This is a genomic window from Kribbella steppae, assembly GCF_004342025.1.
Taxonomy (GTDB): Bacteria; Actinomycetota; Actinomycetes; order Propionibacteriales; family Kribbellaceae; genus Kribbella; species Kribbella steppae.
The window spans coordinates 23,488-40,115 of record NZ_SLWN01000023.1; the positions used below are offsets into that span (position 1 = coordinate 23,488).

11 protein-coding genes are annotated in these 16,628 nt (G+C 67.4%); all 11 read left to right on the forward strand.

Translation table 11 applies throughout. The features are described from left to right. Nucleotides 1–154: 154 nt before the first annotated feature. Nucleotides 155–1,168: an MCE family protein gene (locus EV652_RS41325; protein WP_132216150.1), complete on the forward strand. Its 1,014-nt coding sequence runs from the start codon at nucleotides 155–157 to the stop codon at nucleotides 1,166–1,168. Further along, nucleotides 1,168–2,355, forward strand: a complete 1,188-nt coding sequence (locus EV652_RS41330; RefSeq protein WP_132216153.1) for an MCE family protein — start codon at nucleotides 1,168–1,170, stop codon at nucleotides 2,353–2,355. Before EV652_RS41325 ends, EV652_RS41330 begins: the two co-directional genes overlap by 1 nt. Further along, nucleotides 2,352–3,563 (forward strand): MCE family protein, encoded by a 1,212-nt coding sequence (locus EV652_RS41335; protein WP_132216156.1) that lies wholly within the window; start codon nucleotides 2,352–2,354, stop codon nucleotides 3,561–3,563. The genes EV652_RS41330 and EV652_RS41335 overlap by 4 nt, the downstream gene beginning before the upstream one ends. Beyond that, the gene (locus EV652_RS41340) at nucleotides 3,560–4,852 is read left to right on the forward strand and encodes an MCE family protein (RefSeq protein WP_132216158.1); all 1,293 of its coding nucleotides are present in this window, start codon (nucleotides 3,560–3,562) and stop codon (nucleotides 4,850–4,852) included. Before EV652_RS41335 ends, EV652_RS41340 begins: the two co-directional genes overlap by 4 nt. Beyond that, a complete protein-coding gene (locus tag EV652_RS41345) occupies nucleotides 4,849–5,349 on the forward strand; it encodes an Rv1363c family protein (protein ID WP_132216161.1) in 501 nt (166 codons plus the stop codon). Before EV652_RS41340 ends, EV652_RS41345 begins: the two co-directional genes overlap by 4 nt. Next, the gene (locus tag EV652_RS45640; protein WP_242002319.1) at nucleotides 5,349–6,131 is read left to right on the forward strand and encodes a hypothetical protein; all 783 of its coding nucleotides are present in this window, start codon (nucleotides 5,349–5,351) and stop codon (nucleotides 6,129–6,131) included. Before EV652_RS41345 ends, EV652_RS45640 begins: the two co-directional genes overlap by 1 nt. Nucleotides 6,132–6,393: 262 nt before the next feature. Beyond that, nucleotides 6,394–9,876, forward strand: coding sequence for a DNA-directed RNA polymerase subunit beta (gene rpoB, locus EV652_RS41355; RefSeq protein WP_132216164.1), 3,483 nt, complete (start codon nucleotides 6,394–6,396; stop codon nucleotides 9,874–9,876). 68 nt (nucleotides 9,877–9,944) lie between these two features. After that, nucleotides 9,945–13,805, forward strand: a complete 3,861-nt coding sequence (locus tag EV652_RS41360) for a DNA-directed RNA polymerase subunit beta' (protein ID WP_132216167.1) — start codon at nucleotides 9,945–9,947, stop codon at nucleotides 13,803–13,805. A gap of 93 nt (nucleotides 13,806–13,898) precedes the next feature. After that, a complete protein-coding gene (locus EV652_RS41365; protein WP_132216170.1) occupies nucleotides 13,899–14,309 on the forward strand; it encodes a DUF1801 domain-containing protein in 411 nt (136 codons plus the stop codon). A gap of 31 nt (nucleotides 14,310–14,340) precedes the next feature. Beyond that, nucleotides 14,341–15,666 carry a nuclear transport factor 2 family protein gene (locus EV652_RS41370; protein WP_132216173.1) on the forward strand — a complete coding sequence of 442 codons (1,326 nt, stop codon included), beginning with the start codon at nucleotides 14,341–14,343 and terminating at the stop codon, nucleotides 15,664–15,666. Further along, the gene (locus EV652_RS41375; RefSeq protein ID WP_132216176.1) at nucleotides 15,659–16,423 is read left to right on the forward strand and encodes a maleylpyruvate isomerase N-terminal domain-containing protein; all 765 of its coding nucleotides are present in this window, start codon (nucleotides 15,659–15,661) and stop codon (nucleotides 16,421–16,423) included. Before EV652_RS41370 ends, EV652_RS41375 begins: the two co-directional genes overlap by 8 nt. Nucleotides 16,424–16,628 lie beyond the last annotated feature (205 nt).

Below are 16,628 nucleotides of genomic sequence, written 5' to 3' on the forward strand. Positions count from 1 at the left end.
TTGGATGTTCGGCACGCATCTCCGGCGCCCAGGCGGGCACCTCCCTGCGTTGTCGTCGGGGCACGATGAAACCCGCATCGAGCCCCTCCTCCGCCTTGCGATGCACCCACCTGGACACCGGAGCTACGCACCAACATCCAAGGGGGGTCACTCCGTGAAGCCGTTCCGGGAGCAGAACCAGGTGACCGTCGGTGTCGTCGGGCTGACGGTGCTCGGGCTGATCATGCTGGCCGCGTTCAAGGCGCAGGACCTGCCGCTGATCGGTGGCGGGACGAAGTACTCCGCGCAGTTCTCCGAGGCCGGCGGGCTGAAGCCGAACGACGAGATCCGGGTGGCCGGCGTCCGGGTCGGACAGGTCCGCGAGGTCGAGCTCGAGGGCACCCATGTGCGGGTCGACTTCGTGGTGGACAAGGGCGTGAAGCTCGGCGACCAGACCGGCGCCGAGATGAAGATCAAGACCCTGCTCGGGCAGAAGTACCTCAAGCTGAACCCGGCCGGCTCCGGTCAGCTCAAGGCCGGTTCCGAGATCCCGCTGGCCCGGACCATCTCGGCGTACGACGTCGTGGATGCCTTCAGCGATCTCGCGAACACCACCGAGCGGATCGACACCGGCCAGCTGGCGAAGGCCCTGGACACACTCTCGACGACGTTCCAGAACACGCCCGAAGAGGTGCAGGCCTCGCTGACGGGGTTGTCCCGGCTGTCCCGCAACGTGGCCAAGCGCGACGAGCAGCTGAAACTGCTGCTGCAGCACTCGAACGTGGTCACCAAGGTCCTTGCCGACCGCAACCAGCAGCTGATCAAGCTGATGAAGGACGGCAACACCGTCTTCCAGGCCGTGCAAGCCCGGCGGGCGCTGATCCACCAGTTGCTGGTGTCGACGCAGAAGCTGTCCGCCCAGATCACCGCGCTGGTCCGGGAGAACCGTAAGGACCTGGCGCCGACGCTGCAGAAGGTGAACGCCGTCCTGGCGGTGCTGCTGAAGAACCAGAACGACCTGGACGCCAGCATCAAGGGACTGGCGCCGTTCGTCCGTGTCTTCACCAACACCCTGGGCACCGGCCCGTGGTTCGACGTCTACCTGCAGAACCTCGTGCCCGTCCCGGAGATCCCCGCGCCGGCGGTCCCGATACCTGGGTTGGCGCCGATCCTGGGAGGTGGCGGCTGATGAAGGTCGCGTCCTTGTCCCGGCTGATCGCGATCGCGGTGGTCCTGGTGATCCTCGCGGTCAGCGTGATCTCGCTCTGGCCGAAGCCCGACCGGGTGAGCGCCACGGCGTACTTCCCGCGGGCGGTGTCGGTCTACCCCGGCTCCGACGTCCGGATCCTCGGCATCAAGGTCGGTGAGGTGGAAAGTGTCACCCCGGCCGGCCGGACCGTGCGGGTGACGTTCTGGTGGGAGGCCAAGCACAAGGTGCCGGCTACCGCGAAGGCGGTGATCGCGGCGCCGTCGATCGTGGCCGACCGGTACGTCCAGCTCACCCCGGTGTACTCCAAGGGCGACGTGATGGCCGACGGGGCGGAGATCCCGATCGACCGGACCGCCGTACCGCTGGAGCTGGACCAGATCTACCAGAGCCTGAACGACCTGTCCGTCGCGCTCGGACCGAAGGGTGCGAACGACCAGGGCGCGCTGTCGCGGCTGCTCGACGTCTCGGCGAAGAACCTCAACGGCCAGGGCGCCAAGCTGAACCAGACCATCACCGACGTGTCCAAGCTGACCGGGACGCTGGCCGGGAACTCGCAGAGCCTGTTCGCGACGATCCGGCAGCTGCAGACGTTCGTGTCGGCGCTGGCCGCGAACGACCAGTTGGTCCGCCAGTTCAACACGAACTTCGCCGCCACCTCGACCACCTTGGCCGGTGAGCGCCAGGATCTGGCCAAGGCGCTGTCCCTGCTGGCGACGGCGCTCGGCGAGGTCGCCACGTTCGTCAAGGACAACCGGGCGCTGTTGAAGACGACGATCTCCAGTGCCACCGACCTGTCGCAGATCCTGGTCAAGGAGAAGGCCGCGCTGGCCGAGGTTCTCGACACCGCGCCGCTCGGCCTGGGCAACCTGGCCCGCGTGTACAACCCGCAGTTCGGGACGCTGGACCAGCGGCTCAACGTAGCCCAGCTGGACGACCCGGCGACGTTCATCTGCTCACTCCTGCGGCAGGCGAACCAGCCGATGACGACCTGTACGGCGCTCAAGCCCGTCTTCGACGCCTTGGCGAAGCTGCCGCTGCTGAGCCAGCTCACCGGTGGCGCTCCGGCCAGCGGCGGTCCCGCCGGCACGCCCTGGGCCCCGCAGCCCAAGGCGCCGTTGAACAGCCCGGACCCGGTCGACCCGACACTCGGAGGGCTGGTCCGATGAGGCGCCGTACGACGATCATGGCCGGAGTGCTCGGCCTGGCCATGTTGCTGACCGGGTGCGACTTCAGCGTGTACTCGCTGCCGTTGCCGGGTGGTGCCAAGATCAAGGGGCCGTCGTACACGGTCACCGTCGAGTTCGCCGACGTACTGGACCTGGTGCCGAAGTCGTCGGTGAAGGTGGACGACGTCACCGTCGGCACGGTCGAGAAGGTCTGGCTGGACGGGTACGTCGCCAAGGTCCGGATCAAGTTGCCGAAGAGCCTGGAGCTGCCGGACAACGAGCGGGCGACGATCCGGCAGACCAGCCTGCTGGGTGAGAAGTTCGTGTCGCTGGCGGCGCCGAGCGGGTCGGAGCAGCCGCGCGGGAAGCTGGACAACGGCGAGATCATCCCGTTGTCGCGGACCACCAGCAACGTCGAGGTCGAGGAAGTCCTGTCCGCGTTGTCGCTGCTGCTGAACGGTGGCGGCGTGGCCCAGCTGCAGATCATCACGCAGGAGCTGAACAAGGCGATGACCGGTAACGAGCCGGCCATCCGCAGCGTGCTCACCCAGCTGAACACCTTCGTCGGCACCCTGGACCAGAACAAGGAACGGATCATCACCGCGATCGCCGCGGTCGACGCGCTGGCCAAGAAGCTGAACGCGCAGAAGGCGACCCTGGCGACCGCGATCGACTCGCTGCCGAAGTCGATCGCGACCCTGGACAAGCAGCGCGCGGCCCTGGTGAAGACGCTGCAGGCGCTGGCGACCCTGGGCAACACGGCCACCCGGGTGATCACCGCGTCGCAGAAGGACCTGGTGGCGAACCTGCAGTCGCTGTACCCGATCCTGACCAAGCTGGCCGAGGCGGGGGAGAACCTGCCGAAGTCGCTCGAGCTGCTGTTCACCTATCCGTTCCCGGACGCGGCCGCCAAGGCCGTCCAGGGCGATTTCACCAACCTCGGCATCACCCTGGACGTGAACACCCAGAAAGCCCTGCAGGGCCTGCTGGGAATCACCCTGCCGACCGCCGGCCCGACCTCCATCACGGTGCCGCGGCTGAGCGTCCCGGTGCACAACCCGACCGGCCTGCCGTCGCTGCCGGTTCCAACCGGTACGGCGACCACCTGCACGACGATCCTCGGACTGCCGGTCTGTACGCCGAAGCTGAACCGCTCGGGCTTCGACCCCGAACTGGCCAAGGTCCTGATGCCGGGGGTGGCGAAGTGATCACCAGAACGGTCCGGATCCAGTTGATGGTGTTCCTGCTGATCACCGTGGTCGGTGTCGCCTATGTGGGCGGCAAGTACGCCCAGATCGACAAGCTGCTGTTCGACGACGACTACACGGTCAGCGCCAGCTTCGCCGAGTCCGGCGGCATCTTCTCCGGTGCCGAGGTCACGTACCGCGGCCAGCCGGTCGGCCGGGTCGGCGAGCTCAAGCTGCTGTCCGACGGCGTCGACGTGAACCTCGACATCGACAAGGGCGTGAAGATCCCCAACGATCTGATCGCGGTGGTCGCGAACCGGTCCGCGATCGGCGAGCAGTACGTCGACCTGCAGCCGCGCCGCGACGACGGCCCGTACCTGCAGGACAACTCGCGGATCGCTCGCGAGGACACCGCGATCCCGATCGACACCACCGAGCTGCTGCTGAACCTCGACCAGTTGGTGAACTCGGTCGACAAGGAAAGCCTGCGGACCACGGTCCGCGAGCTCGGGACGGCGCTGAAGGGCCGGGGGACCGACCTGCAGCGGATCATCGACAGCTCCGGCAAGCTGATCGACGACGCGGACGCGAACATCCTGCAGACGATCAAGCTGATCAACGACGGCGACACCGTGCTGGCCACCCAGGTCGCCAGCGGCGACGCGATCAAGACCTGGGCGAAGAACCTCGCCCTGCTGTCCGACACCCTGGTCAGCTCGGACGCGGAGATCCGCCAGGTGATCGACCAGGGATCCGGCGCCTCCGAGCAGGTGACCGCCCTGATCTCGGAGAACCGTGCGGACATCGCGGTGCTGCTCGGTAACCTGCTGACGGTGAGCGAGTTGACCGCGGTCCGCCTGGACGCCGTCGAGCAACTGCTGGTCGTGTATCCGGCGGTGTCGATGGGCGGGTACGTCGTACCGGCCAAGGACAAGAGCTCCGGGCACTACGACGCGCACTTCGGCCTCGTGCTCGGGCTCGACCCGCCCGCCTGCCGGCCCGGGTACGGCGGGACCGACAAGCGGATCCCGCAGGACACCACCGACAAGGCGGCCAATTCCAAGGCGGGCTGTACCGCGAACCCGTCGACCGGTGTCACCGTCCGCGGCGCACAGAACAAGCCGAGCCCGTCGTCCCGTGAGGACCTGAACCGGACCGGGTACGGCATCGGGTACGACCCGGCCACCGGCACCGCGGGCGGATCCGGCGGGATGCCGGAGATGGTTCTCGGCTCGACCGGCGGCCAGGCCGACCTGCTCGGCAGCGACTCCTGGAAAGCCCTCATCCTCGGACCGGTGACCGGCAAGTGACTTCTCGTAATTCCCTGCGGGGCCCAGTGATCCTGGCGTGGGCGCTGAGCGTCCTGCTCGTGGTCGCGCTGGCCGGCGCCACCCTTTCGGTCGTCGCACTGCACCGGCAGAGCGAGGACAAGGCCGAGCGGGAGGGCGCGATGAAGGCGGGAAGGCAGTTGGCCCTCGACTTCACGACGTACGACTACAAGACCTGGGACGCCGACACCAGGCGGGTGCTGGACGACTCCACCGGACAGTTCAAGGAGGAGTTCCAGGCCGGTCTGAACGTGGTGAAGGCCGAGGTGCAGACCAACAAGGCGACCTCCAAGGGCGATGTGAAGGAGGCCGCGGTGGTCTCGAACGACAAGGACTCCGCCCAGGTCCTGGTGATCGTGGACGCGGTGGTGACGAACACCGCCTCGACCGAGGGGGTGCAGCGCCGCTACCGGATCAAGCTGGACCTGGTTCGCGAGAAGGACCGCTGGCTGACCGCCGACCTGCAGGCGGTGGGCTGATGCCGGACCGTTCCCGCAACCGCCCCCGCATCGCCGGCCAGCGCCGTACCTCCACCGGTACGACGGCCGCCCCGCCGCCGCCCGGGATCGACGAGACCGCGACTGAGATCGACGACAGCCCGGCCGAGATCGACGAGAACCCGGCCGAGATCGAGGCCGGCGAAACCCCGGCCGAAGTGACAACGAAGGCCTCTGCCGAGTCGGCCGAGGACGTGACCCCGGCCACATCAGAGCCCTCGAAGGCCCCCGAGCAGGCCCCCGCCAAGACTCAAGTAGCTACGGAAAGTGACAGAAAGAGCGGTTCGCTGGGCCGTGTGTTGTCCGCACTGCTCGGTGTCCTGGTCGTCCTGGTGCTGACCTTCGCCGTCGTACTCGGCGTGAAGGCGTGGCAGGGCAAGCAGGCCGAGGACGCCCGCGACCAGGCCGCGGCGGCCGGGCGGAAGGCGGCCGAGACCACGCTCAGCTACGACTACCGTGACCTGGACAAAAGCTTCACCGCCGCCCGCGCGACGATGACCCCGGAGTTCGCGGCCAAGTTCGACGAGACCGCGAAGGTGGCCGGCGAGCTGGCCACCAAGACCAAGGCGACGGTCCGGGCCGAGGTGCGCGAGGTCGGGGTGCGCGACGGCGACGCCGACCGGGTCACGCTGATCATCTTCGTCAACCAGACCACCACCAGCACGATCACAGAGGGTAAGCCCCGGGTCGATCTGAACCGGACCCGGTTCACGATGGTCCGAAACGGCGATCAATGGCTGGTCCAGGAGATCGCCGGACTGTAGTCTTCTTGTGACTCCGGACGGGATGTCCTGGGTGGCTCGCGGGTAGTCTTCCCGCTCGAGAACCCGGGTTGATCCTTGACTGAGTGGGTGGTCCGAAGGCATAGTATCGGACCCCATTGGACAGGCTTGCCCTGATCGGGTAGCCTATTGCTTTGCGCTGCCTTTTCCCACCACCCTGGTTCTGGTCTTGACTTGACTAGGGCGGTTCGGCGTGCGCTCCCAGCACCGAAGTGATTTCTGCGAGCCCGTGGAAGGACGCCCCTTGGTCGCCTCGCGCAACCCCCAGTCCGACAGCATTTCCGACGTTTCCGGCTCCCGCCGCATCTCCTTCGCAAAGATCTCCGAGCCTCTCGAGGTTCCGGATCTGCTTGCGCTGCAGGTGGACAGTTTCGACTGGTTGGTCGGTAACGAAACGTGGCAGGCCCGTGTGGCCGCCGCCGAGGCCGAGGGACGGTCGGACCTGTCCGGCCCCAGCGGCCTGGAAGAGATTTTCGAGGAGATCTCCCCGATCGAGGACTTCAGCGGCACCATGTCGCTGTCGTTCCGCGACCATCGCTTCGAGCCTCCGAAGAACACGGTCGACGAGTGCAAGGAGCGGGATGTCACCTACTCCGCGCCGCTGTTCGTCACGGCCGAGTTCATGAACAACGAAACCGGTGAGATCAAGAGCCAGACCGTCTTCATGGGCGACTTCCCGTTGATGACGCGCAAGGGCACCTTCGTGATCAACGGGACCGAGCGGGTCGTCGTGTCCCAGCTGGTCCGTTCACCCGGTGTGTACTTCGAGCGCACGCCGGACAAGACGTCGGACAAGGACATCTTCACCGCCAAGATCATCCCGTCGCGCGGTGCGTGGCTGGAGTTCGAGGTCGACAAGCGCGACATGGTCGGCGTCCGGTTGGACCGCAAGCGCAAGCAGAACGTCACCGTGCTGCTGAAGGCGCTCGGCTGGACCGACGCGCAGATCCTGGAGGAGTTCGGCGACTACGAGTCGATCCGGCTCACCCTGGAGAAGGACCACACCTCCGGGCAGGACGACGCGCTGCTGGACATCTACCGCAAGCTGCGGCCGGGTGAGCCGCCGACGCGGGAGGCCGCGCAGGCGCTGCTGGACAACTACTACTTCAACGGCAAGCGCTACGACCTGGCCAAGGTCGGCCGGTACAAGATCAACAAGAAGCTGGGCCGCGACGAGGCCCACGACACGGCCGTCCTGACGATCAACGACATCGTCGCGACGATCAAGTACCTGGTCGCGCTGCACGAGGGCAAGACCGAGCTGGACGCGCCGCAGGGCGAGATCGTGGTCGAAGAGGACGACATCGACCACTTCGGCAACCGCCGTCTGCGGACCGTCGGTGAGCTGATCCAGAACCAGCTGCGCACCGGCCTGGCCCGGATGGAGCGGGTGGTCCGGGAGCGGATGACGACCCAGGACGTCGAGGCGATCACGCCGCAGACCCTGATCAACATCCGTCCGGTGGTGGCGGCGCTGAAGGAGTTCTTCGGCACCTCCCAGCTGTCGCAGTTCATGGACCAGACCAACCCGATCGCGGGTCTGACCCACAAGCGCCGCCTGTCGGCCCTTGGCCCGGGTGGTCTGAGCCGGGAGCGGGCCGGCTTCGAGGTCCGCGACGTGCACCCGTCCCACTACGGCCGGATGTGCCCGATCGAGACCCCGGAAGGCCCGAACATCGGCCTGATCGGCTCGCTCGCGACGTACGGCCGGGTGAACCCGTTCGGCTTCGTCGAGACGCCGTACCGCAAGGTCGTCGACGGCCAGGTCACCGACCAGGTGGACTACCTGACCGCGGACGAGGAGGACCGGTTCGTCATCGCCCAGGCCAACGCGGCGCTGACCGACGACAACCGGTTCGCCGAGGACCGCGTGCTGGTTCGCCGGCGCCACGGTGAGGTCGAGCTCGTGCTGGTCGACGACGTCGACTACATGGATGTCTCGCCGCGCCAGATGGTGTCGGTGGCGACCGCGATGATCCCGTTCCTCGAGCACGACGACGCCAACCGCGCGTTGATGGGCTCGAACATGCAGCGGCAGGCGGTTCCGCTGATCACCGCCGACGCGCCGCTGGTCGGCACCGGGATGGAGTACCGCGGTGCGGTCGACGCCGGTGACGTGCTGGTGGCCGACAAGGCCGGTGTGGTCAAGGAGGTCTCGGCCGATCTGATCGAGGTCGCCGCCGACGACGGCACGTACCAGACCTACCGGCTGGCGAAGTTCCGCCGGTCGAACCAGGGCACCTGCATCAACCAGCGCCCGCTGGTCGACGCGGGGCAGCGGGTCGAGGTGAACAGCCCGCTCGCCGACGGTCCGTGCACCGACGAGGGCGAGATGGCACTCGGCCGCAACCTGCTGGTCGCGTTCATGCCGTGGGAGGGCCACAACTACGAGGACGCGATCATCCTCAGCCAGCGCGTGGTCCAGCAGGACCTGCTGACCTCGATCCACATCGAGGAGCACGAGGTCGACGCTCGCGACACCAAGCTGGGTCCGGAGGAGATCACCCGGGACATCCCGAACGTCTCCGACGAGATGCTGGCCGACCTGGACGAGCGGGGCATCATCCGGATCGGCGCCGAGGTCACCACCGGCGACATCCTGGTCGGCAAGGTCACCCCCAAGGGTGAGACCGAGCTGACGCCGGAAGAGCGGCTGCTGCGCGCGATCTTCGGTGAGAAGGCCCGTGAGGTCCGCGACACCTCGCTGAAAGTGCCGCACGGCGAGAACGGCACCGTCATCGGTGTCCGCGTCTTCGACCGCGACAACGGCGACGAACTGCCGCCGGGCGTGAACCAGCTGGTCCGCGTGTACGTCGCCCAGAAGCGGAAGATCTCGGTCGGCGACAAGCTGGCCGGCCGGCACGGCAACAAGGGCGTCATCTCGAAGATCCTGCCGGTCGAGGACATGCCGTTCCTCGAGGACGGCACCCAGGTCGACATCATCCTGAACCCGCTGGGCGTGCCCGGCCGGATGAACGTCGGTCAGGTGCTCGAGACCCACCTCGGCTGGGTTGCCAGCCGCGGCTGGAAGGTGGACCCGAGCAACAAGGAAGAGTGGGCGCAGCGACTGATCAAGATCGGCGCCGGCGAAGCCGAGCCGTTCACGAACGTCGCCACCCCGGTCTTCGACGGCGCCAAGGAGGAGGAGGTCACCGGCCTCCTCAGCTCCACGCTGCCGAACCGTGACGGCGTCCGGATGGTCGACGGGACCGGCAAGGCCCGGCTCTTCGACGGTCGTTCGGGTGAGCCGTTCCCGGAGCCGGTCGGTGTCGGCTACATGTACATGCTGAAGCTGCACCACCTGGTCGACGACAAGATCCACGCACGGTCGACCGGTCCGTACTCGATGATCACCCAGCAGCCGCTGGGCGGTAAGGCCCAGTTCGGCGGTCAGCGGTTCGGCGAGATGGAGGTGTGGGCCCTGGAGGCCTACGGTGCCGCCTTCGCGCTGCAGGAACTGCTGACGATCAAGTCCGACGACGTGGTCGGCCGGGTCAAGGTGTACGAGGCGATCGTCAAGGGCGAGAACATCCCGGAGCCGGGTATCCCGGAGTCCTTCAAGGTTCTGGTCAAGGAAATGCAGTCCCTGTGTCTGAACGTGGAGGTGCTCTCGTCCGACGGAAGCCGGGTCGAGATGCGCGACAGCGAGGAGGACGTCTTCCGTGCCGCGGAGGAACTGGGCATCGACCTGTCCCGGCGCGAGCCGAACAGTGTCGAGGAGGTCTGAGCGGGTTGCCGCTTGAGATCAACAACCAACTCACTCAGACCATATTTAGCAACGGGAGATAACACATCGTGCTCGACGTGAACTTCTTCGACGAGCTTCGGATCGGCCTGGCGACCGCGGATGAGATCCGCCAGTGGTCGCACGGCGAGGTCAAGAAGCCCGAGACGATCAACTACCGGACGCTCAAGCCCGAGCGTGACGGACTGTTCTGCGAGAAGATCTTCGGTCCCACCCGGGACTGGGAGTGCTACTGCGGTAAGTACAAGCGTGTTCGCTTCAAGGGCATCATCTGCGAGCGGTGTGGCGTCGAGGTCACCCGCTCCAAGGTGCGCCGCGAGCGGATGGGCCACATCGAGCTGGCCGCGCCGGTCACCCACATCTGGTACTTCAAGGGTGTCCCGTCGCGACTCGGCTACCTGCTCGACCTCGCCCCGAAGGACCTCGAGAAGGTCATCTACTTCGCGGCGTACATGATCACCGACGTCGACGAGGAGTCGCGGCACCGCGACCTCTCCTCGCTGGAGGGTCGCACCGATGTCGAGCGCAAGCAGCTCGAGAACCGGCGCGACAACGACATCGAGACGCGGCTGAAGAAGCTCGAGGAGGACCTGGCGCAGCTCGAGGCCGAGGGCGCCAAGGCCGACGTACGGCGCAAGGTCAAGGAAGGCGCCGAGCGTGAGGTCAAGCAGCTGCGCGACCGTGCGCAGCGTGAGATCGACCGCCTCGACGAGGTCTGGACCCGGTTCAAGAACCTCAAGGTCCAGGACCTCGAAGGCGACGAGATCCTCTACCGCGCCATGAAGGAGCGGTTCGGCAAGTACTTCGAGGGCGCCATGGGTGCCGCCGCGATCCAGCGCCGGCTGGAGACCTTCGACCTGAAGGCCGAGGCGGACAACCTGCGCGAGACGATCAAGACCGGCAAGGGCCAGCGCAAGACCCGCGCCCTGAAGCGGCTCAAGGTCGTCACCGCGTTCCTGGCCACCAACAACAGCCCGATGGGCATGGTGCTGGACTGCGTTCCGGTCATCCCGCCGGACCTGCGGCCGATGGTTCAGCTCGACGGTGGCCGGTTCGCCACCTCGGACCTGAACGACCTGTACCGCCGGGTGATCAACCGGAACAACCGGCTCAAGCGACTGCTCGACCTGGGCGCGCCGGAGATCATCGTCAACAACGAGAAGCGGATGCTGCAGGAGGCCGTCGACGCGCTGTTCGACAACGGCCGCCGTGGCCGTCCGGTCACCGGCCCGGGCAACCGGCCGCTGAAGTCGCTGTCCGACATGCTCAAGGGCAAGCAGGGCCGCTTCCGGCAGAACCTGCTGGGTAAGCGCGTCGACTACTCCGGTCGTTCGGTGATCGTCGTCGGTCCGCAGCTGAAGCTGCACCAGTGCGGTCTGCCGAAGGCGATGGCGCTGGAGCTGTTCAAGCCGTTCGTGATGAAGCGGCTGGTCGACCTCAACCACGCGCAGAACATCAAGTCCGCCAAGCGGATGGTCGAGCGCCAGCGCGCCCAGGTCTGGGACGTGCTGGAAGAGGTCATCACCGAGCATCCGGTGCTGCTGAACCGTGCGCCTACCCTGCACCGACTGGGTATCCAGGCGTTCGAGCCGCAGCTCATCGAGGGCAAGGCGATCCAGATCCACCCGCTCGTCTGCTCCGCGTTCAACGCGGACTTCGACGGTGACCAGATGGCGGTGCACCTGCCGCTGTCGGCCGAGGCGCAGGCCGAGGCCCGGATCCTGATGCTGTCGACGAACAACATCCTGAAGCCGGCCGACGGCCGTCCGGTCACGATGCCGACCCAGGACATGATCATCGGCATCTACTTCCTGACCATGCTGAAGGAAGGCGCGCTCGGCGAGGGCCGGGCGTTCAGCTCGGTGGCCGAGGCGCTGATGGCCTTCGACCGCAACGAGCTGTCGCTGCAGGCGAAGATCACGCTGCGTCTCGACGAGGCCGGCGTACCGGATGGTGCGGTCGAGCGGGAGGACGGCGGATTCTCGCTGGAGACCACGCTGGGCCGGGCGCTGTTCAACGAGGCGCTGCCGGCGGACTACCCGTTCGTCGACGTCGAGGTCGGCAAGAAGCAGCTGGGCGGGATCGTCAACGACCTGGCCGAGCGGTACTCCAAGGTCCAGGTGGCCAACTGCCTGGACGCGCTGAAGGACCTCGGTTTCCGCTGGGCCACCCGGTCCGGTGTGACCGTGTCGATCGACGACTTCAGCACGCCGCCGTCCAAGCCGGAGATCATGGCCCGGTACGAGTCGCAGGCCGAGAAGGTCCAGAAGCAGTTCGAGCGAGGTCTGATCACCTCGTCCGAGCGGCGGCAGGAGCTGATCGAGATCTGGACCGGCGCCAACGCCGAGGTCGGCAAGGCGATGGAGGAGAACTTCGAGAAGGCCAACCCGATCTGGATGATGGTCCACTCGGGCGCCCGAGGCAACATGATGCAGATCCGGCAGATCGCCGGTATGCGTGGTCTGGTGGCCAACCCGAAGGGTGAGATCATCGCCCGGCCGATCAAGTCCAACTTCCGCGAGGGTCTGTCGGTGGTCGAGTACTTCATCGCCACCCACGGTGCCCGGAAGGGTCTGGCCGACACCGCGCTGCGGACCGCCGACTCGGGGTACCTGACCCGTCGTCTGGTGGACGTCTCGCAGGACGTGATCATCCGCGAGGAGGACTGCGGTACCGAGCGGGGCCTGCCGAAGAAGATCGGCGAGCCCGGTCCGGACGGCAAGGTCGTGCATGCGGAGAACGTCGAGACCAGCGCCTACGCACGGACGCTGGCCACCGACGCCATCGGTCCGGAGGGCAACGTCGTCCTGGCGGCCGGCAGCGACCTGGGCGACGTCTCGATCGCCAAGCTGGTCGAGGCCGGGCTCGAGGAGGTCAAGGTCCGCTCCGTGCTGACCTGTGACGCCAAGACCGGTACCTGCGCGAAGTGCTACGGGCGGTCGCTGGCGACCGGCAAGCCGGTCGACATCGGCGAGGCGGTCGGCATCATCGCGGCCCAGTCCATCGGTGAGCCGGGTACGCAGCTGACCATGCGTACCTTCCACACCGGTGGTGTCGCGGGTGATGACATCACCCACGGTCTGCCGCGTGTGGTCGAGCTCTTCGAGGCCCGCCAGCCCAAGGGCAAGGCGCCGATCTCGGAGGCCGCGGGCCGGATCTCGATCGAGGACACCGACAAGACCCGGAAGCTGGTGCTCACCCCGGACGACGGGGCCGAGGAGGTCGCCTACCCGGTGTCGAAGCGTGGCCGCCTGCTGATCGAGGAAGGTCAGCACGTCGAGGTCGGTCAGCAGCTGACGCAGGGTACGCCGGACCCGCAGGAGGTACTGCGGATCCTCGGTGTGCGCAAGGCGCAGGAGCACCTGGTGGACGAGGTCCAGGAGGTGTACCGGTCGCAGGGTGTGGCCATCCACGACAAGCACATCGAGATCATCGTCCGGCAGATGCTGCGCCGGGTCACGGTGATCGAGTCGGGCGACGCCCAGCTGCTGCCGGGTGAGCTCGCGGACCGGATCATGTTCGAGGCGGAGAACCGCCGAGTGGTCGCCGAGGGCGGTACGCCGGCCTCGGGTCGTCCGGTGCTGATGGGTATCACCAAGGCCTCGCTGGCCACCGAGTCGTGGCTGTCGGCCGCCTCCTTCCAGGAGACGACCCGCGTCCTCACCGAGGCCGCGATCCACGGCAAGTCCGACTCGCTGGTCGGTCTGAAGGAGAACGTCATCATCGGCAAGCTGATCCCGGCCGGTACGGGTATGGACCGGTACCGCAACATCCGGGTGGAGCCCACCGAGGAGGCGAAGGCCGCGATGTACTCGATGGTCGGCTACGAGTCGTACGACTACGACTTCGGCCCGTCCACCGGGCAGTCGGTCCCGCTCGACGACTTCGACCTCGGTTCGTACCAGAACTGATTCGAGTCACTCCGCCGAGGGCGGCACTCCCATTCAGGGGGTGCCGCCCTCGCGGCATTCCGGAGCCGGCACCTGCGCGAGGCAGGATGGGCTATGGCCGCAAACAAGACCGTCAAGACCGATGCGTCCGTCGACGACTACCTGGCCGGCCTCGCCGGACCACGCGGCGAGGATGCCCGCGCACTGAACGACCTGCTGACCGCGGCGACCGGCCTCGAGCCGGCCCTGTGGGGCCCGGCCATCGTCGGCTACGGCGACCGTCACCTGGTCTACGAGAGTGGCCGTGAGCTGGACTGGTTCCAGCTCGGCTTCGCTGCCCGCAAACAGGCTCTGACGCTCTACCTGACCGAGGGATTCGAGGGGTACGACGAACTGCTCGAGCGACTCGGTCCGCACACGACCGGCGTCGGATGCCTGTACGTCAAACGCTTGTCCGACGTGGATTCCGCCGTCCTGACCGAGCTTGCACAGCGGAGTGTGGACGGCGCGCGGGGTGGCGGCTGAAAGTGTCCGCGTGATGCGCCAAGATTGGTCCATGACGGATCTCCCGGCCTACCTGCGGCCTTTCGTCCTGGGAGTCTTGGACGGACCAGACGTGCGGGTCGACCGGCTCGGCGAGATCGACTTCTACCGCCCGGCCGGAACGGCCCGGACCGGCGCGATTCTTTTTGTGCACGGGGGTCCCGTACCTGCCGAGCTCGCGGCGACGCCGCGGGACTGGCCGGTGTTCAAGGGGTATGCAACCGCTGCTGCCCGGCGTGGCGCAGTGGCTGCTGTCGTCGACCACAGCCTGATTCGCGGCTTCGACCAGTTGGTCACCGCCGCGGACGAGGTGGAGGCTGCGGTCGGCCTGCTGCGATCCGATCCACGTGTCGACCCCGATCGGGTCGCCCTGTGGTTCTTCTCCGGCGCCGGCCTGCTGGCGGGGGAGTGGCTGGACAGCCGCCCCGACTGGCTGCGTTGTGTCGCCCTGACCTACCCCCTGCTCGCCACCCCGCCCGGTGTCGAAGAACTGGTTAATGCCGCCGAAGTGATCGGCAAACACAAGGATCTGCCGGTACTGCTGACCCGAGCCGGACTCGAGCACGAGGAGCTCGCCGGTCCGGTCGCGGAGTTCGTCTCCGCCGGTGGCACCGCGCTGGACATCATCGACGTACCGAAAGGGCACCACGGGTTCGACATGCTCGACCACACCGAAGAATCACGCGCCGCCGTCACCAAGGCTCTGGACTGGGCGATCGCCCACCTGGGCGAGGAGCCGGACGGCCAGGACAAACTCCTCGTTCCCCCTCCACCGGCCAAATCCTCCACCCGGCGTACGACGTCCGCAGCCAAGCCCGCTGTGGCGGTGAAGCAGACCAAGGCACCCGCCGAGCCCGCCAGCCGGCCGGTGCCCGCCACTCCTGCAGCTCCTACGGCTCGCCCAACTCCTACGGCTCCTACAGCTCCTGCCGACCCCACTCCCACTCCTGCCGTCGCTCCGGCGGCGACGCCGCTCGCCACCGTCGCGGCCGCCACGGTCGCGGCTGCCACCACAGACACCCCGGCCTCCCGTGCGGTCGCCCGGGAGCACTCGGCGTACGCCGCGCACGATCTGGAGGGGTTCCTGGCGATGTACTCGCCGACCGCCCGGATCGTGCTGGCCGACGGCACGGAGCTGAAGGGCCGCCGGTTCCTGCGTGAGTACTACCGGCCACGCTTCGACGCCGGCCGGTGCAAGACCGAGGTCGTGCAGAAGTTGATGCTCGGCGAGTGGGTGGTCGAGCACATCCAGGCCTTCGACACCGGCGAGCCGACCCCGATGATCGCCGTCTACCGCGTCACCGACGGATTGATCGCCGAAGTCCAGTTCCGTGTCTGAGGAAGACCCCATCGATCACCTGGCCGAGTTCGAGCGGACGGCCGCGGAGTTCGCGGCCGTTCTCGATCGCGTCGACCCATCCACGGCGGTGCCCGGCTGCCCCGGCTGGACCGTGGCCGACCTGGCCCTGCACATCGGTTCCGGCCAGCGCTGGGCCGCTTCCATCCTGCTCAGCGGCACCGGCCAGCGGGTCCCCGAAGTCCTGCGTACGACGATCTCGTGGGCCGACTGGTATGGCGGCACGACCGCTGCACTGGCAGCCGCGATCCGGGCCGTCGACCCGGACGAGCCGTGCTGGAACTTCGCACCGGTGGAACAGCGCGCCGGATTCTGGTCCCGTCGGCGCCTGCATGAGACGGTGATCCACCTCGTGGACGCCGTCCAGGCCGAGGCCGGTCCGGATCAACGGTCGGCCAGTGGTCTTACCGTCGTACCTGCGGAGGTCGCGGCCGACGGGGTCGACGAGGTGTTCGGGGTGTTCCTGCCCCGGATGCTGGCCCGCGGGTTCGCGCCGGCGGTCACCCGGCAGGTCGGCGTACGGGCCACCGACACCGGTGACGAATGGACGCTCACGCCTGTGGCAGAAGGGGATCGACCGCAGGTCGAGCGCGGCAAAGCGACCGGTGAAGCCGTCGTCTCGGGGACGGCGGCCGAGCTCGATCTCTGTCTCTGGAAACGCTTGCCCGGCAGCGTTCTGACGGTCGAGGGAGACCCTGCGGTGGCAGCCGCTTTCCTGGCCGGCACAGTCACGCCGTAGACCCTGTAGACTGACTCTGCGGAAGCACCTCAGCGGCGAGCGGTTACTCATTTTGACCGTGCTTGAGGCAGCCGCTAGTCTTAACGATCGTGCCCGGGTCATCCTGGGCCGTCATGCGTGCCCCTCGGTCGTTCGGGTCTGCGCGCGTGGCACGGGACACCTGCCGACAAGCTGGAAGATTACGGCTTCGGTACGCCCGTGCGCA

What these genes read in the sequence shown, in the direction of transcription:
- EV652_RS41330 (WP_132216153.1), top strand. Translation starts at nt 1,168, where the DNA reads ATGAAGGTCGCGTCCTTGTCCCGGCTGATCGCGATCGCGGTGGTCCTG.
- EV652_RS41335 (WP_132216156.1), top strand. Translation starts at nt 2,352, where the DNA reads ATGAGGCGCCGTACGACGATCATGGCCGGAGTGCTCGGCCTGGCCATG.
- EV652_RS45640 (WP_242002319.1), top strand. Translation starts at nt 5,349, where the DNA reads ATGCCGGACCGTTCCCGCAACCGCCCCCGCATCGCCGGCCAGCGCCGT.
- EV652_RS41365 (WP_132216170.1), top strand. Translation starts at nt 13,899, where the DNA reads ATGGCCGCAAACAAGACCGTCAAGACCGATGCGTCCGTCGACGACTAC.
- EV652_RS41370 (WP_132216173.1), top strand. Translation starts at nt 14,341, where the DNA reads ATGACGGATCTCCCGGCCTACCTGCGGCCTTTCGTCCTGGGAGTCTTG.